Raw genomic sequence first — 25,710 nt, forward strand, 5'->3', positions numbered from 1 at the left:
ATCTCACGCCCCCAGGCCTTGCAGAACACGTAGTTGGTGCCCTGGTACAACGTCCCCGTACTCGCCGTACTCGTCGGGGACCCGTACACCGAAGCATTGGCGAGCGTGTCCACCCAGTACTTCGTCGTGCTCGGAGGCGGGGTGGATCCGCCCGGGCAGTCGGGGATCACCGTGCCGTTGTTGTCCTTGGCCACGTCGTTGCCCCACCTCGACAGGTAGTACGCCGACACCCACTGACCACCCGGCCCCACATCCGGATCCGTCTTCAACCACCAGTGGTTGAAACTGCTCCCACTACGGATCTCACGCCCCCAGGCCTTGCAGAACACGTAGTTGGTGCCCTGGTACAACGTCCCCGTACTCGCCGTACTCGTCGGGGACCCGTACACCGAAGCGTTCGCGAAGGTGTCCACCCAGTACTGCCCGCCGCCGGGCGGCGGAGTGGGGGATCCGCCGCCCGGACCGTAGAGCCGGATGGCGCCGTAGTAGTCGCCGTGCGAGGACAGCGCCGCCACCTGGACGTAGCCGCCGGAGTACGGCGCCTCCGCGATGTACCCCTGACCGAGGTACATCGCCACATGGTGGATGGTGGAGGCGGTGTTGCCGAAGAACACCAGGTCGCCCGGGAGCAACGGGCCGGTGCCGTCGGCCCGGTAGAACCGGGCGACCGCGCGGGACGAGGGCCACTGGGTGGTGGTCACCCCGTTGATCACGTCGGCGCCGACCGCCAGGTAGTACGCGTAGCGGACCATCCCGGAGCAGTCCAGACCGCGGACGTGGCAGTCGTTGGGCGCGCCGTTGGACGCGTCGCAGATCCCGTACGAGAGCCCGGGCTGGCCGCCGTGGCCGCCACCCCAGGAGTAGGGCGTTCCGATCAGCCCGCAGGCGGAGTTCACGGCGGCGGCGGCCTGCGGCGCGGCGCCCTGGGCGAGTACACCGCAGGCCGGCGCGGCCTGGGCGGGCTGCACGCCGGAGAAGAAGAGGAGGACGGAGGCGAACATGGCCAGCAGAGCCGCGTACCGGAGGCCGGCAACGGCTCGGCGCGGTAAGAGGTCGACGCGCGTAGTCATAGGGGAGTCCTAGGCTGATGTGTGCCACAAGTGGCAGTAGGGGGAGGTGATTTGGTGGCGGTCATTCAAGCACCGGACGGCCGCCGCGGATAGAGCGGGCGGCCACCTTCCCAAAGTCCTCACCGGCCGGTGGCGGCGACCGCCACCACGCCCGCGACAATGGCGGGATGACCACCACCCGCCGGCCCGGCGCACCCCTGTGACGGCGCCGCAGCTGTACTCCGAACAGGCGCTCGCGGACTGCGACGTGGTGGCCAACTCCACCATGAACCGCGCCCGCGGCCTCACCGGCGTGAACAGCTACGCCCGCGAACTCGGCTTCGACCCGGTCGTCCGGCTGCTGGCCGCGCCCGGCCCGCCGGCCTGGCTCGACCTGTGCAGCGGCGAGGGCCACGCGTTGCGCGCCGCCGCGGCCAGGCTGCCGGACGACGCCGTGCTGACGGGTGTCGACCTGGTCGGCCCGCGCACCCGGTCACCGCTGCCGCCGACGGTGGAGCTGGTCACCGCCTCCACGGCCGACTGGCGACCGGTCAGGGCGTACGACCTGATCACCTGTGTCCACGGGTTGCACTACCTGGGCGACACCTTGGCACTGCTCACCCGGGCGGCCGGCTGGCTGAAGTCCGACGGGCTGCTCGCCGCCGACCTCGATCCGGCCTCGCTGCGCCTGCCCGACGGCGGGCCGGCCGCACGACCCGTCCTCGCCGCGCTGCGGGCCGCCGGGTTCGAGTACGACGCCCGCCGCCACCGACTCACCCTGCACGGCGGTCGGACCCTCACCCTGCCGTTCACCTGGCTGGGAGCCGACCCGGCGGCCGGCCCGAACTACACCGGCCAGCCGGCCGTGGCCTCGTACTACCGCCCGTCGGGCTGACCGACCCGGGCGAACGAGCGGCCTCACGCACAAGGACGACCCGCCGGCGCAGACCTCGCCGGCGGGTCGTCCCGCCCTGTCGCCGGCCGCCTCCGGGGGCGGCCGGTCCCGACTCAGCAGATCCGGGGCAGCTGCTCACCGATCGGCAGGTCGACCACCCTGGTCCCGCCCAGCGCGGTACGCGCGACCACCATGCCGGGGTGCTCGGCGACGCACTCCCCGATCACCGCGGCCCGGGCGCCGAGCGGGTGGGCGCGCATCGCGTCCAGCACGGCGTCGGCGTGCTCGCGCGGCACGAACGCCACCAACTTGCCCTCGTTGGCGACGTACATCGGGTCGAGGCCGAGGATCGCGCAGGCGTTGGCGACCTCGTCCGGGACGGGGACGCTGCGCTCCTGGACGAGCACGCCGACACCCGCCGCGACGGCGATCTCGTTGAGCGCGGCGCCCAGCCCGCCCCGGGTGGGGTCACGCAGGACGTGCAGGTCGGGGGTGACGGCGAGCATCGTCTCGACCAGTCCGCCGAGCGCGGCGCAGTCGCTCTCGATCCGGACCCCGAACTCCAGACCCTCCCGCACGCTCATCACGGCCACGCCGTGGACGCCGATGTCACCGCTGACGATCACCACGTCCCCCGGTGCGGCCCGCTGGGCGCGGATGTCCACCCCGGCCGGGATCAGGCCGATCCCGGCGGTGTTGAGGTAGATGCCGTCGCCGTGGCCGGCCTCCACCACCTTGGTGTCGCCGGTCACCACCTCGACGCCGGCGCGGCGGGCGGCGTCGCCGAGTGCCTGGGCCACCCGGGCGACGACCGCCATCTCGACGCCCTCCTCCAGGATGAAGGCGCAGGAGAGGTAGGCCGGCCGAGCCCCGCTCATCGCGAGGTCGTTGACCGTGCCGTTCACCGCCAGGTCTCCGATGCTGCCGCCGGGGAAGAACAGCGGCCGGACCACGAACGAGTCGGTGGAGAAGGCGAGTCGGGCGCCGCCGAGGGTGAGCGCGGCCGAGTCGCCCAGCGAGGCCAGCACCTGCCCGCCGAAGGCCGGGGCGAAGACGTGCTCGACCAGCTCGGCGGACATCGCCCCGCCGCCGCCGTGGCCCATCACCACCCTCGGGTGGTCGCGCAGCGGCAACGGGCAGCTCCAGTTGGCGAAGTCCGGTGCGGGCGCGGTGCTCGCCGTGCGGGTGCCGGTGGTGGTGGTGTCAGGCAACGGGGCTCGCCTCCAGCGGAACGACCGGCAGGGTGCTGGCCGGCAGGGGTGCGGCCGGCATGCCGAGCCGCCGGTAGAGGTAGTAGGCCGCGCAGGCGCCCTCGCTGGAGACCATGGTGGCGCCGAGCGGGTTGCGGGGGGTGCAGGTGGTGCCGAAGGCCTCGCACTGGTTGGGCTTGAGCAGCCCCTGGAGGACTTCGCCGCTGCGGCACTCGGCCGGCTCGCGGGTGGTGATGCCGGTGACCTCGAAGCGGTGCTCGGCGTCCTGCTCGCGGTAGCGCGGGGAGAGTCGCCAGCCGCTCTGCGGGATGACCCCGATGCCCCGCCAGGAGCGGTCGGTGACCTCGAAGACGTCCGCCAGCATGGCCTTGGCAGCGGGGTTGCCCTCCGGGCGCACCGCACGCCGGTAGGCGTTCTCCACCCGGTGCTCGCCACGCTCCAACTGCCGTACGGTGCGCCGGATCCCCTCCAGGATGTCGAGCGGCTCGAACCCGGTCACCACGATCGGCACCCGGTGCCGCTCGGCCAGCTCCGGGTACTCGTCCACGCCCATCACACTGCAGACGTGGCCGGCCGCCAGGAAGCCCTGGACCCGGCACTCCGGCGAGGTCATGATCGCCTCGATGGCGGGCGGTACCCGCACGTGCGAGACGAGGAGGCTGAAGTTGCGGATCCCGAGCCGGCGCGCCTGGTACACCGTCATGGCGTTCGGCGGGGCGGTGGTCTCGAAGCCGATGCCGAAGAAGACCACCTCCCGGTCGGGGTTCTGCTGAGCGATCCGCAGCGCGTCCAGCGGCGAGTACACCACGCGCACGTCCCCGCCCTCGCCGCGCACCCGGAACAGGTCGCGGTCGGTGCCGGGCACCCGCAGCATGTCGCCGAAGGAGCAGAAGATCACACCCGGCCGGGAGGCGATCTCCAGCGCCTTGTCGATCACCTCCAGCGGTGTCACGCAGACCGGGCAGCCCGGCCCGTGGATCAGTTCGACGCCCTCCGGCAGGAGTTGGTCGATGCCGTGCCGGATGATGGTGTGCGTCTGTCCGCCGCAGACCTCCATCAGCGCCCACGGCCTGGTCACCGTGGCCCGGATGTCGTCGAGCAGCCGACGGGCCAGTTCCGGGTCCCGGAACTCCTCCAGGTACTTCACTCCTGCACCTCCTGAACTACGCCGCCCGCACCGGCGGCCGCCTCCCACGGATCCCCGAACTCCTCCTGCAACAGACCGAGTTCGTTGAAGAGCTCCAGCGTCTTGCGGGCCGACTCCTCGTCGAGCCGCTGCAGGGCGAACCCCACGTGGACGATGGCGTACTCACCGACCGCCAGGTCCGGCAGGTACTCCAGACAGACGTCCTTCACCACGCCGCCGAAGTCGACGACGGCCATCCGGGTACCGTCCCGCTCCTCGATCTCCACAACCCTTCCGGGTACTGCCAGGCACATCGGGCTCTCCTCACTTCTCGGCGACCGGTCGAACTGCACACCCGCTGCTCAGGATTCGGCCGTGGCCGCCTCCTCCGCCGGGATTCGTCCCGCCACCATCAGCTGGCCGAGCGCCAGCCCCCCGTCGCCCGGCGGGACGAGCCGGTGGCGCAGCACGGTGAATCCGTCGGCCGTCAATCCGGCGGCGCAGGCACGGGAGAGCAGCACGTTGGCGAACACGCCGCCGGTCAGCGCCACCGTCTCCAGCCCGTGCTGCTCGCGCGCCCGCCCGCAGGCCCGGCGGACCAGGTCGGCCACCGCCTGGTGGAAGCGCGCCGCGAGCAGTCCGGGCGGCGCACCCGAGCGGAGGTCGGCGGCCATCGCGGTGAACACCGGTGCGGGGTCGGCGATCAGCGACGCGTCGCCCGGGTGCCCGCCGCCCGGGCCGGCCTCGACCGGGCGCAGCTCGAACGCGTATCCGCCGCCCGCCTCCTGATGGCCGACCGCCGCCGCCTCCAACTCGATGGCGGCCTGGGCCTCGTAGCCGGCCAGCTGGCAGATTCCGGCCAGCGAGGCGGCCGCGTCGAAGAGCCGGCCCATGCTGGAGGTCGGCACGCAGTTCAGGTTCCGGTCCAACTGGCGTGCCAGCACTCCCAGTTCCTCCGGCGGGCAGGCCGCCACGCAGGGCAGGTCCGGCGCCCAGTCGATGCCGGCGGCGTGCAGGTGCGCCAGCGCCATCCGGTAGGGGCGGGCGACCGTGGCATCGCCGCCGGCCAGCGGCGCGTACCGTAGCCGGGCGTACCGTCGGAAGCCGTCGTAGTCGGCGATCATGACCTCGCCGCCCCAGACGGCCCCGTCGTCCCCGTAGCCGGTGCCGTCGAAGGCCACGCCGATCACCGGCCGGCTGCCGTCGAGTCCGTGTTCGGCCATGGCCGCCGCGATGTGCGCGTGGTGGTGCTGCACCCGGACGAGCGGACGGCCCTCGGCGGCCCGCCGCGCCCACCCGGCCGAGCGGTAGCCGGGGTGGCGGTCGGCGGCGAGCAGTTCGGGCTCGACCCCGGTGATCGCGCCCAGCTGGCCCACCGCGCGGCCGAAGGCGCGCTGGGTGTCCAGGTCGTCCATGTCGCCGATGTGCCCGGACAGCCAGGCGCGGCGCCCCTCGCCGAGGCAGAAGGTGTTCTTCAGGTCGCCGCCGACCGCGAGGGTGGCGCGTACCGGCAGCGGCAGCGTGAGCGGCAGCGGCGCGTACCCGCGCGAGCGGCGGACGGGCAGGCTGTGACCGTCGCAGATCCGGACGACCGAGTCGTCGCACGGGACGTGGATGGGGCGGTCGTGGGTGAGCCAGGCGTCGGCGAGCGGCGCGAGGCGGGTCAGCGCCTCGGCGTCGTCGGTGACGATCGGCTCACCCGACCGGTTCCCGCTGGTCAGCACGAGCAGGCCGGGCCCGGGAGGGTCGCCGGGCAGGCCGAGCAGCAGGTGGTGCAGGGGCGTGTAGGGCAGCATCACGCCCAGGTCGGGGCTGCCCGGCGCGACCTGCTCAGCCGGCCCCGGCCCGCCCGGCCGGCGGCGCAGCAGGACGATGGGGTGGGCCGGGCCGGCCAGCAACTCCCGTTCCTCCGGGCCCAGCCGGACGTACGGCTCGACCTCGGCGAGGGAGCGGGCCAGCAGCGCGAAGGGCTTGTCACCCCTGGCCTTGCGGCGGCGCAGCAGGGCCACCGCCCGGGCGTCGGCGGCGTCACAGGCGAGGTGGTAGCCGCCGATGCCCTTGACGGCGAGGATGGCGCCGGCGGCCAGCATCCGCCGGGCCAGCGCCATGGCGTCCGCCCCGCCGGTGTCGGGCCGGCCGGGGACGATCAGGGCGAGCCGGGGTCCGCAGGCGTGACAGGCGACGGGTTGCGCGTGGAAGCGGCGGTCGGCCGGGTCGCGGTACTCACGGGCGCAGTCCGGGCACATCTCGAAGCCGGCCATGGTGGTGTTGGCCCGGTCGTAGGGCAGTGCGGTGACGATGGTGAACCGCGGGCCGCAGTTGGTACAGGTGATGAAGGGGTGGCGGTAGCGGCGGTCCGCCGGGTCGGCCAGTTCGGCGAGGCAGTCGGCGCAGGTGGCGACGTCCGGTGGGACGAGGGTGCGGCGCGGCCCGCCGGCGCTGGAGGCGACGATCGCGAAGCCCTCGCCGCCGGTGACCGGTAGCGGCCGGTGGCTCACCGACTCGACCGCGGCGAGGGCCGGCGCGTCGCTGGCGAGCCGGCGGCAGAAGGCGGCGACGCGTTCGGGGTGGCCCTCCACCTCGGCGGTCACGCCCTCACCGGTGTTGGTGACCTGGCCGTGCAGCCCGAGCTCGGTGGCGAGGGTGTAGACGAAGGGCCTGAACCCCACCCCCTGCACCACGCCCTGCACGGCCACCCGCCGGCGTTCCCGGAGGTCGGGGGACTCCTGGAGCGTCAAGACCTGTCCCCGGAGGCAACGGTGGCGTGGCCGTGCTCGTGCCCGTGCCCGTGGTCAGTCCCGTGCCCGTGGTCGTGCTCGTGGTCGTGGTCGTGCGCATGTCCGTGGTCGTGGCCGTGCCCCGACCCCGCCGGGTGCCCGTCCCCGCCCTGCTGCCGCGCCATCACCGGCAGGTGCACCGGCCCGCCCTCGCGCACCGCCAGCGCACGGTCCAGGAGCAGGCCCGCTCCCAGGCCCCTGCGGGCCGAGGTGAAGAGGATCTCCACCCCCGGATTGACCCGCCCGACGTTGGCGCGGAACGCCGCCTCGTCGAACTCCACCGCCTCGGCGATGTCGGTCTTGGTCACCACCACCAGGTTGGCGAGGCCGAAGGCCGTCGGGTACTTGAGCGGCTTGTCCTCCCCCTCGGTGACCGCCGCCAGGGCGACCCGCAGCGACTCGCCGAGGTCGTAGGAGGCCGGGCAGACGAGGTTGCCGACGTTCTCGACGAACAGCACCTGCGTCGCCTCGGGCAGCCAGCCGTCCAGGTGCCGGCCGAGCATCGAGGCCTCCAGGTGGCAGAGGCCGTCGGTGAGCACCTGCTTGACGGGCACTCCGGAGCGCGCCAGGCGGGTGGCGTCGTTCTCGGTGGCCAGGTCGGCGGTCAGCGCCGCCACCGGGATCCCGCGCTCGCGGGCGATCCCGAGCTCGCTCTCCAGCAGGGCGGTCTTGCCGCTCCCCGGACTGGACAGCAGGTTGACGGCGATGGCGCCGCGCGCGGCCAGCGCGGCCCGCAGGTCCTGCGCGCTGCGGTCGTTCTTGGCGAGCACGGCCTGCTGCAGGTCGACGACTCGGCACATGGGCTTCAGCCTTCCCGGTGGGCTCGGGCGGGCACCGGGCGGTCGGCCCAGCGGACGCCGGTGATCTGGAGTTCACGCCCGGCCAGCAGTTCGGCCTGCGTTCCGCCGCACCGCGGGCAGACCAGGTCCGGCGGCATGCCGACGGGCCACTCGGCGGCGCAGGGTGCGCAGCGGGCCCGGGCGGGCACCGTCTCGGCGACCAGTTCGGCGCCCTCCAGGACGGTGCCGGCGCAGGCGAGTTCGAAGCAGAAGGCGAGCGCGTCCGGGACGACCCCGGCGAGTTCGCCGACCTGCAGGTGGACGGCCTCGACCGCGGTCTCCCCGGTGGAGCCGGCGGCCTCCTCGACCTGCTCGACCACGGCCATGGCGATCGACATCTCGTGCATGGGCCCTCCTCCCCGCGCGTCCTCGCCGCCGCGGGCGTGCACCCGTCCATCGGGGCGCCGTGGTCGGCGCTCGGCGTCCGGGCTCCATTACAGAGCGCGGTGACGGCGCGGCCCCGGAGCCGCGCCGTCACCGCGCCGTCGCCTACGCCATTCGCCGCAGCCCCGTCACCGGACGGCGCGGCCGGCGCCGGCGCCCCTCACATGCAACGGATCTTCAGGTAGCGCTTGATGTCGGGCAGGCTCACCACCACGAGGAGGGTGACGAAGCCGGCCACGCCGGCGATCAGGATTTTCCGCATGCTGGTGTCCTTCTCTCTTCTCGGTCCCCCGCGCTGAGGGCCGCCACCGGTTCGGCGGCGGCCCGACTGCCGTTCCCGCCCCCGCCGCCCGCCTCGGCGCCGGGCTGCTCCGCCGGGCTCCCCGTCCCCTCCCGCAGCACCTGGAGCACCACCTCGACCGCCTGGGGGACGGCGGCGGCCACCGGCTCGCTGAGGCCGATGCCCTCCTCCAGCGACTGCGGCTCGCACCCGACCACCAGGACCCGCCCGGGGGGCGCGCCACCGGTGCCGGCGCTGAGCGTGTCCAGCAGCGCCAGCACCGCGTCCGGGCCCATCCGGTGCCCGTCGAGGACCGGGGACTGCGGCTCCACCGAGCCCGGAGCGGCCGCCTCGATGAGGTACACCGTGCCGGGCACGCCGCCGCGGGCGGTGGCGTCCACCAGGACCAGGGCCCGGTAGCCGTCCAGCAGTTGGTAGGCGAGGTGGACGCCGCGGACCCCGAAGTCGACCACGTCCACGTCCGGCGGCAGCGGCCGGGCGGCGAGCAGCCGGACGGTCTCCACGCCGAATCCGTCGTCGCCGAGGAAGATGTTGCCGACCCCGGCCACCAGGACCCGGCCGGCCGCGCCCGGGGCCGCCGCGCTCTCGCTCACACCTCCTCCAGGGGGACGACCTCGTCCGGCTGGAAGTAGAGGAACCGGCCCTGCTGGCGCCAGAGGTCGGCGCCCGGATCGCCCTCGACGGTGACCGCCAGGTGGACCGCGCCGTCGACGTCGTGCAGCACCGCCTCGACCAGCGCGCTGCGCCCGTCGAGGAAGAGGTCCTGTGCGTCGGTGCGCCGCAGGCCGGGCTTGAGGAGCACCCTGCTGCCGGCACCGACCGAGTGGTCGCCGATCCGGACGCGGTCGCGCGAGGGATCGACGCTGCGGTCGCCCGCCGGGTCCCACCAGGGGGTCTCCGGGCGCGGGGCGAAGGGCTCGCCCGCCTCCGGCGCCGCGCCCGGGTCCTGCCGGACGGCCGGATCGGTGATCTCCCGCAGCGCCCGGACCGCGCCGTGCAGCCGCTCCCACACCTCGGGCGGCAGCGAGTCGGCGAGGTCGATCACCTCGCCGGCCCGGATGTCGGTGCCCCTGGCCTCGCGCTTCTCCCGGTCGGTGAGGGCGGTGGTGCGCAGCGCCAGGATCTCGTCGATCTCGGTCGCGTCGTAGAGCGTGCCGGCGCTCTCGGGCGCGACCATCGGGTGGTCCTCCAGGATGATCGGGGAGGAGAGCAGCACGTCCGCCCGGCCCTGCTCGCCGGCCAGCACCGGCCAGGTGCGCTCGTTCCGGCAGTCGGCGACCGCGCCGCGGGCCCATTCCGGCGGGTCGGTCATCGAGACGAAGGTGCCGGCGGTGAGGCCGAGCAGCAGGTGGGCCGAGATGAGCGAGTGCGGTAGTGCGGCGTCGCGGGCGGCGGCGGCCTGCGGGGCCCAGCCGCCGGCGTTGGCGAGCTCGGCGGTGAGCTTCAACGCCGCGTACGGGCCGGGGACTTCGGTGGTGCGCAGCCGGAGCAGGCCGTCCACCTGCTCGCGTCGGCGCAGCAGCCGGCCGGTCACCTGCCCCTCCTCGGTGTGGACGAGCTCGCTGTCCTCGGAGGCCGGCCTGCTGAACGGGACGCTGACCCCCTCCCCGGTCAACTCGTCGAGCGACAGGGTGAGTTCGATCCGCTCCTCGACCCCCTCGTCCCAGGGGACGAGGATCCGGTCGGGCAGTTCCAGCGCGTCCGTCGGCTCGAACGCCCAACCCGGCAGCGCCCGTTCGACGGTACGGCGCTGGGCCCGGAGGAACCGCACCTCGATCAGCAGGCTCGCGCCCCGGCGTGGTTCCATCAGGCACTCGGTGCGCTGCGAGGAGTGCTCGGCGCTGTCGGCGCCCCAGGCCGGGGGGACGAGGACGCCGAACTGCCAGCGCAGCCGGTTCTTCGCGGCCGACGCCCGGTACGGGTAGAGCACGTAGCCCTCGAAGAGGACGGCGTCGGCGATCTGGCGGGCGGCGGAGAAGCGGGTCTCCACTTCGGGCACGGGGGCGCTGGTGGTCACCGTACGGTCCCTTCGGTCGACAGGTGTGCTGGTGCCGCGGTGGTGCTCAGCGGCCGGGCCGGTCGCGGTGCGGACGGGCCGGTGCCCGCGGCGGCGAGCAGGGCGCCGACGGTCGCCTCCCAGGAGGGCAGGGCGTGCCGGGAGCGGTATCCCAGCAGGGCGTCCATGGCGTCGTGCGGCAGCCGGATCCAGCCGCAGCCGGGGAAGTGCTGTTCGATCATCTGGTGCCAGACGGCGACCGGCATCGCGCAGCGGGCCTCGCGGTCCCAGGGCACGGGCTCGACCTGGAAGCCGCCGGCGCCGGTGAAGGCGGTGCCGGAGAAGAGCAGCAGCAGCGGCGCCGTGCCGTCGGCGAGCGCGCCGAGGTAGCGGGAGGCCGCGATGTCCATGTCGTAGGTGCAGGGCACCACGAGGTCGGCCTCGGTCTCCCCGGTGAACCCGGGGACGGTGAGCGAGACCTGCGCGAACTGCACCGGGTTCAGCGTGCTGCCCCAGCGGGAGCGCTCACCGAACAGGTCGGCGAGCCGCTCACCCTCCTGCGTGTCGTAGCCGCGCCGGGCGGGTTCGAGCCGGAGCTGGCAGCGCAGCGCGAGGGCATGGACCCGGGCCCCGTCGGCGGCGGTGATCCGCAGCCGGAAGACGAGGGTCGGGCCGGCCGCGTACGGGTCGGCCCGGACCCCGGTGCAGGTGAAGGTCAGTTCTGTCACGGCAGTTCGCCCTTCGGTAGGGTGCGGGCCCGGGCCCGGACGCGCTCGAAGAAGGCCGCGAGGTCGGCGCGGGCCTCGGCCCCGCCGTCGAAGCCCTGCCAGAGCAGGCGCATCCGGCCGACCAGCTCGTAGCAGATGTCGATGGGCACCAGGTAGCACTCGGTGCGCCCGGGGGCGCGGTGCAGCAGCAGCGCCTCGACGTCGGCCGCCAGCCGGTCGGCCAGCACGCTGCGGCCGAGCACCGACTCCCAGGTCTGCGGGTCGAGTTCGCTCTCGGTCGCGCCGGCCGGGCTGGGGTAGAGCGCGACCAGGCGCTCCAGCGCGGCGTTGCGGAAGAAGAACGCGGTGCTGACCGGGATCTGGAGCTGCTCCCAGGCGCCGTCGTCGAGGGTGTGGTGCGGATCGACGAGGTAGCGCTCCGGCACCGCCTGGTAGTGGCCGCCGCCGGCGCCGGCCTGCGCGAAGAGCACCGCGCAGGCCTGGCAGGCGCAGGCGAGGGCCCGCAGGCGGGTCTCCACCAGGTGCCGGTGCTCCGTGGCGAGTGCCTGCCCGCACAGTTCGCACCGCTCCGGCCGCGGGGGCGCGGGCTCCCGGAACCGGCGCAGCGCGGCCGTGCCCGTACCGGGCCCGGCGGTCGGCGGCGCGGTCACCGGGCGCCCGCCGGCCGGGCGCCGATCTGCAGCAGCACCGGTTCGGCGGCGCGCGGTTCGGCGGGCTCCAGATCGACCGCCGTCACCTCGGGCGCGAAGCAGGCGAGGGCGCCCTCGATGCTCTGCCGCGCGCTCTGCTCGGTGCTCCCGCAGCCGCAGCCTCCGCCGGTGGCGGCGGCCAGGCGCAGCCGGAGCGTGCCGGTGTCCTCGTCGAAGTCGAGCACCTCGGCGGGGTGGTCCGGCACGGCGGCCAGGGCCCGTCCGATCCGGGTGGTGACGTCGTACGGGTGCAGGTCGTGCAGCACCAGCAGGCCGGCCACCAGCTCGTCGTCCAGCAGTCGGGCCAGCGCCGGCGCGGGGGTGCCACCGCCGTTGCCGCCGCCGGCGGGAGCGTCGGTGAGCAGGGCCACCGTGCGGGCCAGGCCCGCACCGTAGAAGTCCATCAGGACGCGGACCAGCTCCTCTGCGGCGGCGCCCACGGCCGGGTCGCCGGTGGCGGCCAGCCGGTCGAGGACCTCCTCGACCCGCCGGCCGGTCTGCTCGGCGCTCGGCGCGCCGCCGTGGGTCGCGGTGCTCATCCGCCCATCCCGCTGAGTCCGGTGGGGACGTGCATCTTCTGCACGGTCTTCCCGTCGCCGACGTACATGTGGACGCCGCACGGCAGGCAGGGGTCGAAGCTGCGCACGGCCCGCATGATGTCGATGCCCTTGAAGTTCTCCGGGGAGTTCTCCTCGAAGATCGGGGTGTTCTGCACCGCGTCCTCGTACGGGCCCGGCGTGCCGTAGGTGTCGCGGACGCTGGCGTTCCAGGGGGTCGGCGGGTACGGGTGGTAGTTGGCGATCTTGCCGTCCCGGATCACCATGTGGTGCGAGAGCACGCCGCGCACCGCCTCGGTGAAGCCGCAGCCGAGGCCCTCGTCGGGCACCTCGAACTTCTCCCAGGTCTGGGTGCGCCCGGCGCGCACCTCGGCGAGCGCCTTCTCGGCGAAGTGCAGGGCGGCGCCGGCCGCGTAGGCCTGGAAGTACGTCCGGGCGCGGTTGCGCTCGATCGCGTTGCTCCACTGCGGGATCTTCCACTCGAAGCTCTTCTCCGGCTTCGTCATGGTCCGCGGCAGGTTGATCTGCACGCTGTGCCCGGTGGCCTTGACGTACCCGAAGTCGACGAGGCCGGAGAGCGCGGTGGACCAGAGCCGGGCGAGCGGGCCGCCGCCGGTGTCCAGCGCCAGGTAGTCCTTGCCGTCGAACCAGCGGGGGGACATCACCCAGCTGTACTTGTCGTCGAAGTTCCGCTTCTGCGGGGCCGGGATGGTGTGCTGGTTCCACGGGTGGCGCGGGTCGACCGGGTTGCCGAGCGGGTCGTGGGTGACGAACTGCTCCTGGCCCTCCCAGTCCTGGTAGTAGGAGCTGCCGAGCAGGATCCGGATGCCGAGGTTGATCTCGGTGAGGTCGTTGGTGACCAGCTTGCCGTCGACCACGATGCCCGGGGTGACGAACATCCGCCGGCCCCAGTCGGTCATGTTGCGGTAGGTGAAGTCGCAGTGGTCCGGGTCGTTGAGGCTGCCCCAGCAGCCCAGCATGATGCGGCGCCGGCCGACCTCCTCGTACCCGGGCAGGGCCTGGTAGAAGAAGTCGAAGAGGTCGTCGTGCAGCGGCACGACCCGCTTCATGAACTCCACGTAGCGCATCAGCCGGCTGAGGTAGTCGGTGAAGAGCTGGACGGTGGCGACGGTGCCGACGCCGCCCGGGTAGAGCGTGGAGGGGTGCACGTGGCGGCCCTCCATCAGGCAGAACATCTCCCGGGTGTAGCGGGAGACCTGCAGCGCCTCGCGGTAGAACTCGCCCTCGATCGGGTTCAGCGAGCGCATGATGTCGGCGATGGTCTTGTAGCCGTGGTCGCCGGCGTGCGGCGCCTCGGTGCGCTCCGCCAGTTCCAGCACGCCGGGGTTGGTCTCGCGGACCATCTTCTCGCAGTAGTCCACCCCGACCAGGTTCTCCTGGAAGATGTTGTGGTCGAACATGTACTCGGCGGCCTCGCCGAGGTTGATGATCCACTCGGCCAGGTGGGGCGGCTTCACGCCGTACGCCATGTTCTGCGCGTACACCGAACACGTCGCGTGGTTGTCGCCGCAGATGCCGCAGATGCGGCTGGTGATGAAGTGCGCGTCGCGCGGGTCCTTGCCGCGCATGAAGACGCTGTAGCCGCGGAAGACCGAGGAGGTGCTGTAGCACTCCGCGACCTTCTTCTGCTTGAAGTCGATCTTGGTGTGGATCCCGAGGCTGCCCACGATCCGGGTGATCGGATCCCAGGACATCTCGGTCAGGCCGCTGCCGTCGCCGGCCGCCTTCGTCGTCGGTGCCATCGTCTCTCTCGTGCCTTTCCTCGTCGGGGTGGTCACCGGGCGGAGAAGCCGGCCGGCTGGTACGGCGTCAGGGGATCACCAGGGCGGCCGGTACCCGGTCGTCAGCTTCTTCCCGGTCTGGCGCCACTTGGGTTCCTTGTCGACCGTGCTGGCGGTGATGCTCCGCAGCTTGCGGATCACCACGCCGTACGCGGTGCTCGCGGTGCTGGACACCTTGCCGCCGGGCGGTTCGTCCATGAACGGCATGAACTTGTCGGGGAACCCCGGCATGGTGCAGGCGATGCAGATGCCGCCCACGTTGGGGCAGCCGCCGACGCCGTTGATCCAGCCGCGCTTGGGGACGTTGCACTTCACCACCGGCCCCCAGCAGCCGAGTTTGACCAGGCACTGGGGCGAGCCGTACTCGGTGGCGAACTGGCCCTGCTCGTAGTAGCCGCCCCGGTCACAGCCCTCGTGGACGGTCGCGCCGAACAGCCAGGTCGGACGCAGCTTGTCGTCCAGCGGGATCATCGGAGCGGAACCCGCCAGCTGGTAGAGCAGGTAGAGCAGGGTCTCGGAGAAGTTGTCCGGCTGGATCGGACAGCCGGGCACGCAGACGATCGGCAGGCCGGCCTTGGACTTCCAGTCCCACCCGAGGTAGTCGGGCACGCCCATGGCGCCGGTCGGGTTGCCGGCCATCGCGTGGATGCCGCCGTAGGTGGCGCAGGTGCCGATGGCGACCACGGCGGTGGCCTTGGGCGCCAGCCGGTCGAGCCACTCGCTGGTGGTGATGGGCTGGCCGGTGGCGGGGTCGTCACCGAAGCCGCACCAGTAGCCCTCCTCCTTGATCTTCTCGTTGGGGATGGAGCCCTCGACCACGAGGACGAAGGGCTCCAGTTCGCCGCGCTCCGCCTTGAAGAACCACTCGACGAAGTTGTCGGCGCCCTGGACGGGCCCGCACTCGAAGTCGATCAGCGGCCAGTGGACCGCGACCGGGGGAATGCCGGGCAGTGCGCCGGTGACGATCTCCTCGATGCTGGGCTGCATCGCGGCGGTCAGCGACACGGAGTCACCGTCGCAGCTCAGGCCCGCGTTGATCCAGAGGATGTGCACCAGCGGCAGTTCCTGGCCGCCCTGCGGGGCGGATCCTTCGACGGTGGTGGTTTCTGTCGCACCCATGAGGATGCCTCCTCGAACACTGGGACGAGCCCGACAAAACGGACTCGATTCTTCATAGCAGCACCAAGCGCCCGGGGCTCAGGCGAACAGAGCCGAAGCGGTGGCGGCCCGGACCGCAACCCGGGTGGCCCGATCGCGGGCCGTCAGGGCCGGGCGGCGGGCCCGCCGGCGTCCTCCGCCGCCGGATCCCCGGGGCCCGGAGCCGGCGGGCGCAGGTGCGCGGGCGTGCCGGGTCGCGGACGCTTGCGGACGAACGCCGACCGCAGCGCGTGGTACGGCTCCCCCGACCCGAAGAAGGCACGGTGCATCAGGGCCAGCTCCCGCTCCCGGTACCCGGCCAGCGGCCGTCGCCCCTCGTCCCGCTCGCGGGCCTCCTTCTTCGCCGCGATCAGGCCGCCGACCACCGGACTCGCCGCCAGCAGTCCGGCGAGCCGCACCGCCTCCCGGCCGAAGTCCTCCGGCGCGACCGCGAGCACCCGGTCGGCCAGCCCGATCCGCTGCGCGGCCGCCGCGGTCATCGGCAGGGCCTGACGGGTGAGCCGCTCGGCGGTGGCCGCGCCGACCCGCCGCGGCAGCGTGTACGTCCAGTACTCGGAGCCGTACAGGCCCATCAGCCGGTAGTGCGGGTTCAGCACCGCGCCGTCCCGGCACCACACCTCGTCGGCCGCCGCCGCCAGGGCCACCCCGCCCGCCGAGGCGTTGCCGCCCACCGCGGACACCACCAGCCGGTCGGTGGTGGTCAGCACCTCCTCCACCAGGTCGTCCATCGCGGTGATGTTCGCCCAGGACTCCGCGGCGGCGTCGCGGGCCGCCTCGATCACGTTCAGGTGGATGCCGTTGGAGAAGAAGTCCCGGCCACCGCCCAGCACCAGGACGGTGGTCGGCCGGGAGCGGGCGAAGCGGTACGCCTCCAGCAGCCGGCGGCAGTGGTCGGTGCTCATCGCACCGCCGGGGAAGGAGAACCGGAGCAGGCCCACCGCGTCCTGCTCCCGGTAGCGGATGTCCGTCCAGGTCCGGCGGTGGTCCGGCAGGTCCAGCGGCGCGGGCACCTCCGGCAGCCGCGGCAGGCGGTCGCCCAGTGCCAGGGCGGCCGGGAGCCTGAAGGTCTCCGGACCGCCGGGGCGCCGCCTCGGGCGCAGCTCCGGGATCCACACCGCGCCGTCCACCGTCGCCCGGCAGAGCGCCCCGGTGCGGGTCGCCAACAGCTCGCCCGGGCGCCCCCGCAGCTCGTCCTCCGGGTGGCCGCCGTGCAGGTACCACTCGCCGCCGAGGAGTTCGTCCAGCACGCCGGGCTGCGAGTCGGCCGCCCGCAGGCTGCGCAGGACGGCCTCGGTCGGGTCGCGGGCCCAGTCGATCCGCCGCAGGCCCTGGTCGAGGTACGGCCGGTCGTGGTCGGGGACGTCCCAGTCCGGTCCGTGCTGCGGACGCGGCCGGTAGGTGCCGGCGGCGAAGCGCTCCACGGCGAGCAGCACCGCCCGCACCGCCGCGTCCGAGAGCTCGTTGCGGTAGAGGTCGCTCTTGCCCACCGGCGGGACGGGGAACTCCGCGTCGGCCCAGACCTCGCCGCCGTCCGGGCGGCCGTCGGCCTGCAGGACCGTCACCCCCCAGCGCTCGACCCCCTCGTGGATCGCCCAGTCCAGCGAGGACGGCCCGCGGTCGCCGGGCGGGCCCGGGTGGACCACCAGGCAGGTGTGCCGGGACCAGACGTCGGCGGGGATCATGGTCTTGAGCATCGGCGCGAGCACCAGCTCGGGCCGCTCGCAGCGGACGGCGTCCCGCAGCGGCTCGTCACCGCAGGCCAGATGGACCGTCAGATGGTTTCCACGGTCGCGCAGTTCGGCGAAGAGGCGCTGGGTCAGACTGTTGAACGCGCTCGCCAGGAGCAGGACCCGCATCACGACCTCCGGAGCCGTCCGGGCCGGCGCCGAGCAGCCGGCCCCGCCGGCAGCGATCGTCCCTCCGATGCGGGGTGGCGCCGGGCCGACTCGGCGCAGACCTGCCCGGGAGTCACCCGGTCGGACCGCACCGCGACGACACCGGCGGCTGCGGGCGGACGGCTGACGGGTGGCGGCGGACGGGTGGCGGCTGTGAGCGGACGGGTGGCGGCGGACGGGCCCACGAATCACCGGTGGCCGCCGGGCCCGCTCACAGCCGGGTGAAGCGGGCGATGTCCTCCTCGAACTCGGTGATCGCCTGCGGGGTGAGGGTGGGCCGGGTGTCGGCGATGGCGGACAGGTAGTCCTCGGTGCCGGCCGGACGGCCCTGCCGGTGCAGGACCTCGCGTTCGAAGGCCGCCTGGGCGCCCTTGCGGGCGGCGAACTCGATGTCCGCCGGGGTGAACAGCCCGCTGGCCGCCACCAGCCGGTCCAGGTCCACGCCCGCGGCCGCCCGCCCCGCGTACCGGGCCCAGATCGCCGCCCGGGCCACCGGGTCGGGCGGCCCGATCGGGATGACGTAGTCGAAGCGGCCGGGGCGCAGGAAGGCCGGGTCCAGCGAGCGGACCGAGTTGGTGGCGCAGACCAGCAAGCGGTCGCCGTGCTCCCGGAAACCCGGGATCAGCTTGAGCAGTTCGTTGGTCACGCCGTGACCGGGGTCGACCGCCAGGCCGGAGCGGACGGCGGCGATCTCCTCCACCTCGTCGATGAAGAGCACCACGGCGTCCAGCTCCGCCAGGTCCGCGAACACGTCGCGCAGCGAGGCGGCCAGTCCGGCCTCGCCGTCCGCCGCCAGCCGGGACGGGAAGAGCTCCACGAACGGCCAGTCCAACCGGGAGGCCACCGCCTTGGCGAAGCTGGTCTTGCCGGTGCCCGGCGGGCCGAACAGGATGACCGCCTTCGGCGGCGCCACCCCGTAGCGGTCGGCCAGCTCCTGCTCCGCGAGCGGCAGCACGATCCGCCGCTCGACGACCTCCTTCTCCCGCTCCATGCCGGCCAGCGCCTCCCAGAGGCCCGGCGGCTGCTCGCGGCCGCCCAGCTCGGCCAGCAGCCCCGCCTCGGCCGCGCCGCCGTGCGAGACCTTCTCGAAGTAGACCAGCCCCTCGCGCCCGCCGTAACCGCTGTTCAGCAGTGCCTGGGTGCCGGTGCCCCCTTCGGGGAGCAGCGCGCAGATCCGGCGCACGCCCTGCTCGCGCAGCCGCCGCTCCAGTTCGGCGAGCAGTGCGCTGCCGATCCCGCGCCGGCGCCAGCGCGCGGACAGGGCGATCAGCAGCACCCAGGCCCGCTCGCCGTGCGCCTGCGCGACCGCCAGCGCCACCAGCTCCTCCCCCGCCACGGCCACCACGGCCGGCTGGCCGCTCCTGGCCGCGGCCATCACCTCGGAGACCGGGAAGACGGGGAGCTGTTCGCCCGGCGGACGGCTCTGGTCCCACACCAGGACGGCCTGGTCCAGATCGTCCTCGTGGAAGTCCCGCAGTCGCCAGGCCGGCATCGCCACCACCTCGCCCTCGGCCGGGGCGGCCGACCGCGGGCAGCGGCGGCGGCGCACCGGGCCGTCCGTACCACCGTAGGCCGCGGGCCGCGGAGCGGCAGGACGGGTCCCGGGCGCGGGCCGTCGCCGCGGAGCGGCCGCGGCGGGACCGCCGTCGGACCGGGGTCGGGCGGTGGTCGGGCGGTGGTCGGTTCGCGGTCGGACGGTGGTCGGGCCGTGGTCGGTACACGGCCGGTTCGCGGCCGGTTCGCGGCCGGGCCGCCCGTCCGTAGGGCCGAACGGGTGGCCGGGTCGGTGCCGGTGCTGGTCCCGGCGGGTGACGCCCCGCGGGCCAGCACTGTCGCCGGTCGGGTGTCCGCCTAGCGTGGGGGCGAGGTCGGCCTGCCGGACCGGCCCGGCCCGACGCCCTGGAGTGCGCCATGACCGACATCCCGCTCGCCGAACTCACCGGGACCTACACCCTCGACCCCGCCCACACCGAGATCGGCTTCGTGGCCCGCCACGCGATGGTCACCAAGGTCCGGGGCGCGTTCAGGGAGTTCGAGGGCACCGCGTACCTCGACGGGGAGGACCCGACCAGGTCGACGGCGACGGTCACCATCAAGACCGCCAGCATCGACACCCGCAACGAGCAGCGGGACGGGCACCTGCGGACCAACGACTTCCTGGACGCCCCGACCTTCCCCGACATCACCTTCGTGTCGAACCGGGTGGAGCGGCTCGACGCCACGCACTTCCGGCTGGCCGGCGACCTGACGATCAAGGAGACCACGCGCGCGATCGGCATCGAGTTCGAGTTCCAGGGCAGCGCCCGCGACCCCTACGGGAACCTGCGGGTGGGCTTCGAGGGATCCGTGCCGATCAGCCGCAAGGACTACGGGGTCAGCTGGAACGCTGCCCTGGAGGGCGGCGGCGTCCTGGTCGGCGACCGGATCGTGCTGGAATTCGAGATCTCCGCGGTCAAGCAGTCCTGACGAGCAGTCCCGACGGGCACTCCCGACCGGGCCGGTGGGCACGGCGGCGCCGCGGACGCGCCGCTGCCCGGGGCGGTGGGCCCCGGGCAGCGGCGGGCGGCGAGCAGCGGGCAGGCGGCGGGCGCGGCGGAACTGCGCGACGGCGGGACTGCGCGCCGCCGGCTACCTCGCGGCGTCAGAGGGTCGCGGCCTCAGAGGGTCGCGGCGTCAGAGGGCCGTGACGTCACGGAGTGAGGGCCGCGACGTCGGCGCGCAGTGCGGGGAGCGTGCCGTACATGGTGGCGCCCGGGCAGTCGGTGGCCAGCCAGTCGCGGTGCCCGCTGATCATCTCGACCGCCTTGGTCACCCCGTTGACCGGGTTCACGAAGGTGACGTGCGCCTCCGGGTCGAGCCCGTGCGCGCAGGACAGGCCGGCGAGCAGGGCGGTCAGCGAGGAGCGGGCCGCCGCGGTGGGGCCCTGGTCGACCAGGGTGCCCAGCAGGGCGACGCCGAGGTTCCCGGAGTTGAACCCGGAGGTGTGGAACGCCGTCACCAGGTTCCCGGACGCGTCGTGGGCGGGGATGCCGTCCGTGCCCGAGTAGCGGCCCTCGTAGATCCGGCCGGCCTCGTCGATCAGGAAGTGGTAGCCGATGTCGCCCCAGTCCAGGGTGACGGCGCGGTACTCGTAGATCGCCCGGACGGTGGCCGCCGGGTCGGGGTCGGCGTTGACGCCGTCGGTGTGGTGCACGGTGAGCGTCTGCAGCGGGTAGTACGCGGTGGGCGTGTTCTCGACGCCGTTCTTGAACCGCTTGGACTCGTCCGCGCCCCAGGCCGCCCGGGACAGGTACTCGATCTGCCCGAACATCACCGGCGCGGTCGCCGACACGGCCGCCTGGCGGCTCGGCCCGCCCACGGTGTCGATCGCGGCCGAGCGCACCTCGGTGGCGCCGTCGGGCAGGCGCAGGTCGTAGCCGAGCGCACCGCCGGCGGCGATCAGCGCGGTGGCGCTGCGGGCCGGGTCGGCCGTGTGCCCGTCCGGACCACCGGCGCAGCCGGTCGGCAGCGGCTGCCACTCGCCCGCGACCCCGCCCTCCCGGTGCAGACGGATCGAGGCGCCGCGCTTGGGACCGGTCCAGCTCACGCCGACGTACTCGATCGGGAAGGTGGTGCGGACGGCCTTGGCGGCCTCACCGGCCGCGGACCGGGCACGGGTCTGCGGGACCTCGGCGATCCGGTGACCGGCTGCCGGGCTCCCGCTCGACGGCCGTTCGACGGTCGCGGCCTCCGCGGCGGCGGCGCTGAGCGGGGCCACGGCCACGGCCGCGGTGGCGGCGCCGATCGTGCCGATCACGGCCCGGCGGCTGACGGCAGGTTTGGAAGACGACATCGAGGTCCCATCTCAGGCGTGAAACATGAACAGGGGAGGCGTCGGCGACTGACGAACCCGGGCCGGCCGGAACGGAACCGACCGTCGCCCGCACGTGCTCGCGAGGAGCACGGCCGGCGGGAACGGTGTCCAACGGGGATTGATCTTGCCGAGGGCCGCCAACGTCGCACCAACGAAGCTCCAACGCGGCGGTCGCGGCGCACAGCGGAGCGCAGGGCAGCGCGATGGGGCGCAGGGGGGCGCGACCGACCGATCGATCACCCGGTGTTGTATACGATCTGCGAGCGGATGAGTCGGCGGACCGGGCCGCAGCCGACCCCCTCCCCCGCGCCCCCTCCCCCGCGACTGCGGCCTCAGGAGCCGGCGGCGCCTCCCGGCTCCCGCCGCCGGTAGGCGCTCTGGGCCGCGGCGATGTGCCGGGCCACCACCTGCCGGGCCGCGACGGGATCGCCGCGTTCGACGGCCGCCACGATCTCCTCGTGCTCGCGCCAGGAGTCCTCCGCCCGGCGGGGCAGGTCGACCGAGTACACCCAGGCGATCTTCTGGCTCAACTGGGTGACCAGCTGGCTGAGCGTACGGCTGCCCGAGGCGGCCGCGATCACCTCGTGGAAGCGACTGTTCAGCCGCGCCACCTCGTCCAGCCGACCGTCCGCGACCGCCTCCCGCCCCAGCGACACCAGCTCCTTCAACCGCCCGAGCTGCTCGGGCGTGCGGCGCAGCGCGGCCCGGCCGGCACCGAGCGGCTCCAGCAGCGCACGCACCTCCAGCAGGTCCTCCGCCTCGGCGTCGTCCAGCTCCACCACGACGATCCCCGCGTACGGGCGGGACTGCACGAAGCCCTCGGCCTCCAGGGTGCGCAGCGCCTCCCTGACCGGCACCCGGGAGACGCCGTAGCGGGCCGCCATCGACTCCTCGGTCAGCCGGACCCCCGGGCGGTGGACGCCGCGGATCACGTCCTCGCGGATCGCCCGGCAGAGCGCCTGGGGCGAGAGCCTGCCCTTCCGAGCGGCCTGCTCGGCACCCTCGCGTTCCATCCCGCACCTCGATTGAATACAATCGTCGTCAGAACGACGAAGAGACCGACGCCGCGAACGTACTACAGCCCGGCCCCCGACCCGGGCCGCACTGCCGCGGCGGCGGACCCCACGGAACGAGAGGCGGCGCCCGGGTGAAGAACCTCACCGCACCCCTGAGCAGGGCCGCCGCCCGGTTCGGACTGGACCCGTACATCCTGGCGCTGCTGGCCACGGTCGGCCTCGCCCTGCTCCTCCCGGCCAGGGGCGTGGCGGCCGGCGCCCTGGGGCACGTCACGACCGCCGCCATCGCCGTCCTCTTCTTCCTCTACGGCGCCCGGCTCTCCACCCGGGCCGCGCTCGACGGCGCGCGGCACTGGCGACTGCACCTGACCATCCTGGCGGCGACCTTCCTCGCGTTCCCGCTGCTCGGCCTGGCCGCCCAGGCACTGGCCGGCTCCGTGCTCTCCCCCGAACTGGCCCGGGGACTGCTCTTCCTGTGCCTGCTCCCCTCCACCGTGCAGTCCTCCATCGCGTTCACCTCGATCGCCGGCGGCAGCGTCGCCGGCGCGGTGTGCGCCGCGTCGTTCTCCAGCCTGGCGGGCATCCTGGTCACCCCGCTGCTCGCCTCGCTGCTGCTCGGCGGGGGCGCGGTACGGGTGGACCCGGGCTCGGTGCTGACCCTCGTCCTGCAGCTGCTGGTGCCGTTCCTGCTCGGCCAGCTCTCCCGGCGCCGGACGGCGCGCTGGATCGCCGCCCACCGGCCCGTGCTCACCCTGGTGGACCGGGGCTCGATCCTGCTGGTCGTCTACACCGCCTTCGGCGAGGGCGTGGTCGCGGGCGTCTGGCACACCGTGTCGGCCCTCCAACTGCTGGTGCTGGCAGGGTTCTGCGTGCTGGTCCTCGCCGCCGCCCTGGCCCTGACCGACCAGGCGGGACGACGATTGCGGTTCTCCCGCGCCGACCGGATCGCGATCGTCTTCTGCGGCTCCAAGAAGAGCCTGGCGAGCGGCCTGCCGATGGCGGCGGTGCTGTTCGCCGCCAAGGACGTGGCGCTGATGGTGCTGCCGCTGATGCTCTTCCACCAGATCCAGCTGATGACCTGCACCGTCCTGGCCCGCCGCTGGGCCGTCGGCACGCCCCCGACGCCGGTACCGCGCGAGCCGGCCGTTCCGGTGGTGCCCGCTGCGGTGCCGGACCGGGTCGCCTGACCCCTCGGGCGCATCCGGCGCACACCGCGGCGCTCCGCCAGGACGCGGGTCCCGGGCCCGGTCCGGTCGAATCCGGCCAGTACAATTCCCGGATGGCGAATCTCCGGGAGCACATCCTCATCGACCTTGGCGTCAAGGCGACCATCGTCCCGAAGGTCGAGATCCGGCAACGGGTCGACTTCCTCAAGGACTACCTGCGGTCGACCCCTGCCAAGGGGTACGTGCTCGGAATCAGCGGCGGCCAGGACAGCACGCTGACGGGCCGGCTGTGCCAGCTCGCCAGCGAGGAGCTGCGGGCCGAGGGGCACGAGGTGACCTTCGTCGCGGTGCGGCTGCCCTACGGCGTGCAGGCCGACGAGCACGACGCGCAGATCGCGCTGGAGTTCATCCGGCCCGACCGGTCGATCACGGTCAACGTCAAGCCGAGCGCGGACGCCGTCGGCGCGGAGGCGGCGCTCGGCCTGCGCGAACTGCTGGGCGGCGAGCCCCAGCTGCGGGACTTCGTGCGCGGCAACATCAAGGCCCGCGAGCGCATGGTGATCCAGTACGCGATCGCCGGCCAGCTGGGCCTGCTGGTCGTGGGCACCGACCACGCCGCCGAGGCGCTGACCGGGTTCTTCACCAAGTACGGTGACGGCGGGGTCGACGTCACCCCGCTGACCGGACTCACCAAGCGCCAGGGCGCCGCCCTGCTCCAGGAGTTGGGCGCACCGCCGAGCGCGTGGGAGAAGGTGCCGACGGCCGACCTGGAGGACGACCGCCCGGCGCTGCCCGACGAGGTGGCCCTCGGTCTGCAGTACACCCAGATCGACGACTACCTGGAGGGCGCCGAGGTCACGCCGGAGGTGGCCGCGAAGGTGGAGTCGATCTACCTCGCGACCCGGCACAAGCGGACCGTTCCGGTGACGCCCCTCGACGACTGGTGGCGGGCCTGATCCCGTAGGGGTCGCCCCCGCCGGGCGGCCGACCCGGGGCGCCGCGCGGACTCAGACCAGCCCGCGCAGCGCGTCCAGGACCGACGGCCAGGCCTGCGAGGCGGGATCGATCAGCTCGAAGTGTCCGGTGTCCGGCACTTCGAGCAGCTTGACGCCGAAGTCGTCCCGGTAGCGGTGGGCCATCGCGACCGGGACGCGCTCGTCCCGGTCGCCGTGGACCAGCACGGTGGGCACCGTCGGGGCGCCCAGGGCGTTCGGATCGGCGGCGGCGAAGCGGGACGGCACGGTGACCGGGTCGCCCTCCAGGAACTCGGCCACCGCTCCCTCGCCGTTGCCCAGGCGCCAGGCCTCGACCAGGTCGGTGACGGCGCCCAGCGCGAGGACTCCGGCCACCCGGGGAGCCCGGTCGGCCCGACCCGGGGCGTCGGCGGGCAGCCTGTCCCGGGCGGCGGCCCAGAGCGCGAGGTGCCCGCCCGCCGAGTGCCCCGCGTACACCACCCGGTCGAGGTCGACCCGCCCCGGGTAGGTGCGCCCGATCAGTTCGGGCAGGGTGTCGGCGGCCAGCGCCACGTCGACGAACGTCCCGGGCCAGCCGCCGCCCGCGCCGACCCGTCGGTACTCCACGTTGGCCACCGCGTAGCCCTGTGCGGCGAGGGCCTCGGCGAGTGCGGCCGCGTGCAGCCGGTCGTGCCTGGCCCGCCAGAAGCCGCCGTGCAGGAAGAGCACCAGCGGGGCCGGCTCGCCGAGTCCGGCCGCCGCACCGTGCGGCAGCGTGATGTCGGCGATCTGGTCGGGGTGTTCGTGCCCGTAGCCCAAGGTGACGTCGGGGCCCGTCGGACGGACCTGCTCCTCGTCGTCTCCGGACATGGTCCGCCTCCTCCTGCGCCGGTACTCGCTTCGCCCAGGACTCTATGCGAGCGGGGGCGCCGCGCGGGAGGATCCGTGCCCGTGCCCGTGCCCGACCGGCGGCCGGAGGGCGGCCGGTGGCCCGAGGGCGGCGCTCCGAGGGTCGCCGGCCCGAGAGGCGGGTGATCCGAGGGTCAGCGGTCCGACCAGATCGGCCGGCGGGACCCGGTGCGCTCGCGCCGGACCGGTCCGAGCTGTTCGGTCCGGCGCGCGTGCCGACCACCGGACTCCCAGCGGCGTGCGTCCGCGATCAGCGCCGCCAGCGCCTCGGCGTCCTCGGTCTCTCTGGGCTTGCGGCCGAACATGGCAACCGTCCCTGCCTGGGCGACACTCTTCGCCCGGTCGTGCGAGTGGAGTTATGAGTGTTCCCCCGTCCGGCCGGTACGCGGCGCCCTGCCGCCGCGTG

25 protein-coding genes are annotated in these 25,710 nt (G+C 73.9%); 4 read left to right on the top strand and 21 right to left on the bottom strand.

Annotation, left to right across the window (positions count from 1 at the left end):
- Nucleotides 1-1,070 (bottom strand): C40 family peptidase (locus tag ACFTWP_RS01505; RefSeq protein WP_380261423.1); only part of this gene is annotated, 1,070 nt, incomplete at its 3' end.
- Between the two features lie 199 nt (nucleotides 1,071-1,269).
- On the opposite strand from ACFTWP_RS01505, the gene ACFTWP_RS01510 reads away from it, so the two are divergent.
- The gene (locus ACFTWP_RS01510) at nucleotides 1,270-1,944 is read left to right on the top strand and encodes a class I SAM-dependent methyltransferase (RefSeq protein ID WP_380261425.1); all 675 of its coding nucleotides are present in this window, start codon (nucleotides 1,270-1,272) and stop codon (nucleotides 1,942-1,944) included.
- Between the two features lie 113 nt (nucleotides 1,945-2,057).
- On the opposite strand, the gene hypE is transcribed toward ACFTWP_RS01510, so the two are convergent.
- The 16 genes from hypE to ACFTWP_RS01590 form a co-directional block, all read right to left on the bottom strand.
- Entirely contained in the window at nucleotides 2,058-3,155 is a 1,098-nt protein-coding gene (gene hypE, locus ACFTWP_RS01515; protein WP_380261427.1) for a hydrogenase expression/formation protein HypE, read from the bottom strand.
- Complete coding sequence (gene hypD / locus ACFTWP_RS01520; protein WP_380261429.1) at nucleotides 3,148-4,302, bottom strand: hydrogenase formation protein HypD; 1,155 nt, start codon at nucleotides 4,300-4,302, stop codon at nucleotides 3,148-3,150. The genes hypE and hypD overlap by 8 nt, the downstream gene beginning before the upstream one ends.
- Entirely contained in the window at nucleotides 4,299-4,595 is a 297-nt protein-coding gene (locus ACFTWP_RS01525) for a HypC/HybG/HupF family hydrogenase formation chaperone (protein WP_380261431.1), read from the bottom strand. Before ACFTWP_RS01525 ends, hypD begins: the two co-directional genes overlap by 4 nt.
- A 48-nt stretch (nucleotides 4,596-4,643) precedes the next feature.
- Entirely contained in the window at nucleotides 4,644-7,019 is a 2,376-nt protein-coding gene (gene hypF, locus ACFTWP_RS01530; RefSeq protein ID WP_380261433.1) for a carbamoyltransferase HypF, read from the bottom strand.
- Nucleotides 7,016-7,858 (bottom strand): hydrogenase nickel incorporation protein HypB, encoded by an 843-nt coding sequence (hypB, locus tag ACFTWP_RS01535; RefSeq protein ID WP_380261435.1) that lies wholly within the window; start codon nucleotides 7,856-7,858, stop codon nucleotides 7,016-7,018. The genes hypF and hypB overlap by 4 nt, the downstream gene beginning before the upstream one ends.
- A 5-nt stretch (nucleotides 7,859-7,863) precedes the next feature.
- A complete protein-coding gene (gene hypA / locus ACFTWP_RS01540) occupies nucleotides 7,864-8,244 on the bottom strand; it encodes a hydrogenase maturation nickel metallochaperone HypA (protein WP_380261437.1) in 381 nt (126 codons plus the stop codon).
- 197 nt (nucleotides 8,245-8,441) lie between these two features.
- Entirely contained in the window at nucleotides 8,442-8,543 is a 102-nt protein-coding gene (locus ACFTWP_RS01545) for a DUF6893 family small protein (protein WP_380261439.1), read from the bottom strand.
- Nucleotides 8,528-9,175 (bottom strand): hydrogenase maturation protease, encoded by a 648-nt coding sequence (locus ACFTWP_RS01550; protein ID WP_380261441.1) that lies wholly within the window; start codon nucleotides 9,173-9,175, stop codon nucleotides 8,528-8,530. Before ACFTWP_RS01550 ends, ACFTWP_RS01545 begins: the two co-directional genes overlap by 16 nt.
- Nucleotides 9,172-10,599, bottom strand: coding sequence for a hypothetical protein (locus tag ACFTWP_RS01555; protein ID WP_380261443.1), 1,428 nt, complete (start codon nucleotides 10,597-10,599; stop codon nucleotides 9,172-9,174). Before ACFTWP_RS01555 ends, ACFTWP_RS01550 begins: the two co-directional genes overlap by 4 nt.
- Nucleotides 10,596-11,306 carry a DUF6084 family protein gene (locus ACFTWP_RS01560; protein ID WP_380261445.1) on the bottom strand — a complete coding sequence of 237 codons (711 nt, stop codon included), beginning with the start codon at nucleotides 11,304-11,306 and terminating at the stop codon, nucleotides 10,596-10,598. The genes ACFTWP_RS01555 and ACFTWP_RS01560 overlap by 4 nt, the downstream gene beginning before the upstream one ends.
- Complete coding sequence (locus ACFTWP_RS01565) at nucleotides 11,303-11,956, bottom strand: DUF5947 family protein (RefSeq protein ID WP_380261447.1); 654 nt, start codon at nucleotides 11,954-11,956, stop codon at nucleotides 11,303-11,305. Before ACFTWP_RS01565 ends, ACFTWP_RS01560 begins: the two co-directional genes overlap by 4 nt.
- The gene (locus tag ACFTWP_RS01570) at nucleotides 11,953-12,534 is read right to left on the bottom strand and encodes a hypothetical protein (RefSeq protein WP_380261449.1); all 582 of its coding nucleotides are present in this window, start codon (nucleotides 12,532-12,534) and stop codon (nucleotides 11,953-11,955) included. Before ACFTWP_RS01570 ends, ACFTWP_RS01565 begins: the two co-directional genes overlap by 4 nt.
- A complete protein-coding gene (locus tag ACFTWP_RS01575) occupies nucleotides 12,531-14,315 on the bottom strand; it encodes a nickel-dependent hydrogenase large subunit (RefSeq protein ID WP_380261451.1) in 1,785 nt (594 codons plus the stop codon). Before ACFTWP_RS01575 ends, ACFTWP_RS01570 begins: the two co-directional genes overlap by 4 nt.
- Before the next feature lie 75 nt (nucleotides 14,316-14,390).
- Nucleotides 14,391-15,473, bottom strand: coding sequence for a hydrogenase expression protein HypE (locus ACFTWP_RS01580; RefSeq protein ID WP_380261453.1), 1,083 nt, complete (start codon nucleotides 15,471-15,473; stop codon nucleotides 14,391-14,393).
- Between the two features lie 143 nt (nucleotides 15,474-15,616).
- Nucleotides 15,617-17,368, bottom strand: a complete 1,752-nt coding sequence (locus tag ACFTWP_RS01585; protein WP_380261455.1) for an enoyl-CoA hydratase-related protein — start codon at nucleotides 17,366-17,368, stop codon at nucleotides 15,617-15,619.
- A gap of 250 nt (nucleotides 17,369-17,618) precedes the next feature.
- On the bottom strand, nucleotides 17,619-18,899 hold the full coding sequence (locus ACFTWP_RS01590) for an ATP-binding protein (RefSeq protein ID WP_380261603.1): 1,281 nt from the start codon (nucleotides 18,897-18,899) through the stop codon (nucleotides 17,619-17,621).
- Between the two features lie 419 nt (nucleotides 18,900-19,318).
- On the opposite strand from ACFTWP_RS01590, the gene ACFTWP_RS01595 reads away from it, so the two are divergent.
- Nucleotides 19,319-19,873, top strand: coding sequence for a YceI family protein (locus tag ACFTWP_RS01595; RefSeq protein WP_380261457.1), 555 nt, complete (start codon nucleotides 19,319-19,321; stop codon nucleotides 19,871-19,873).
- 223 nt (nucleotides 19,874-20,096) lie between these two features.
- Here ACFTWP_RS01595 and ACFTWP_RS01600 read toward each other — a convergent pair whose 3' ends face one another.
- On the bottom strand, nucleotides 20,097-21,239 hold the full coding sequence (locus ACFTWP_RS01600) for an N-acetylmuramoyl-L-alanine amidase (RefSeq protein ID WP_380261459.1): 1,143 nt from the start codon (nucleotides 21,237-21,239) through the stop codon (nucleotides 20,097-20,099).
- Nucleotides 21,240-21,592: 353 nt separating this feature from the next.
- The gene (locus tag ACFTWP_RS01605) at nucleotides 21,593-22,273 is read right to left on the bottom strand and encodes a GntR family transcriptional regulator (RefSeq protein WP_380261461.1); all 681 of its coding nucleotides are present in this window, start codon (nucleotides 22,271-22,273) and stop codon (nucleotides 21,593-21,595) included.
- Between the two features lie 134 nt (nucleotides 22,274-22,407).
- Between ACFTWP_RS01605 and ACFTWP_RS01610 the strand changes: the two genes are divergently transcribed.
- A complete protein-coding gene (locus ACFTWP_RS01610; RefSeq protein ID WP_380261463.1) occupies nucleotides 22,408-23,463 on the top strand; it encodes a bile acid:sodium symporter family protein in 1,056 nt (351 codons plus the stop codon).
- A 92-nt stretch (nucleotides 23,464-23,555) separates the two neighbouring features.
- On the top strand, nucleotides 23,556-24,398 hold the full coding sequence (gene nadE, locus ACFTWP_RS01615) for an ammonia-dependent NAD(+) synthetase (RefSeq protein ID WP_380261465.1): 843 nt from the start codon (nucleotides 23,556-23,558) through the stop codon (nucleotides 24,396-24,398).
- A 51-nt stretch (nucleotides 24,399-24,449) separates the two neighbouring features.
- Here the strand turns inward: nadE and ACFTWP_RS01620 are convergent, their stop codons facing one another.
- Nucleotides 24,450-25,265: an alpha/beta hydrolase family protein gene (locus ACFTWP_RS01620; RefSeq protein WP_380261467.1), complete on the bottom strand. Its 816-nt coding sequence runs from the start codon at nucleotides 25,263-25,265 to the stop codon at nucleotides 24,450-24,452.
- A gap of 173 nt (nucleotides 25,266-25,438) precedes the next feature.
- Entirely contained in the window at nucleotides 25,439-25,609 is a 171-nt protein-coding gene (locus tag ACFTWP_RS01625; RefSeq protein ID WP_380261469.1) for a hypothetical protein, read from the bottom strand.
- Between the last annotated feature and the right edge of the window lie 101 nt (nucleotides 25,610-25,710).

Origin of the sequence: Kitasatospora sp. NPDC057015, from assembly GCF_042673745.1 — a bacterium.
GTDB lineage: Bacteria > Actinomycetota > Actinomycetes > Streptomycetales > Streptomycetaceae > Kitasatospora.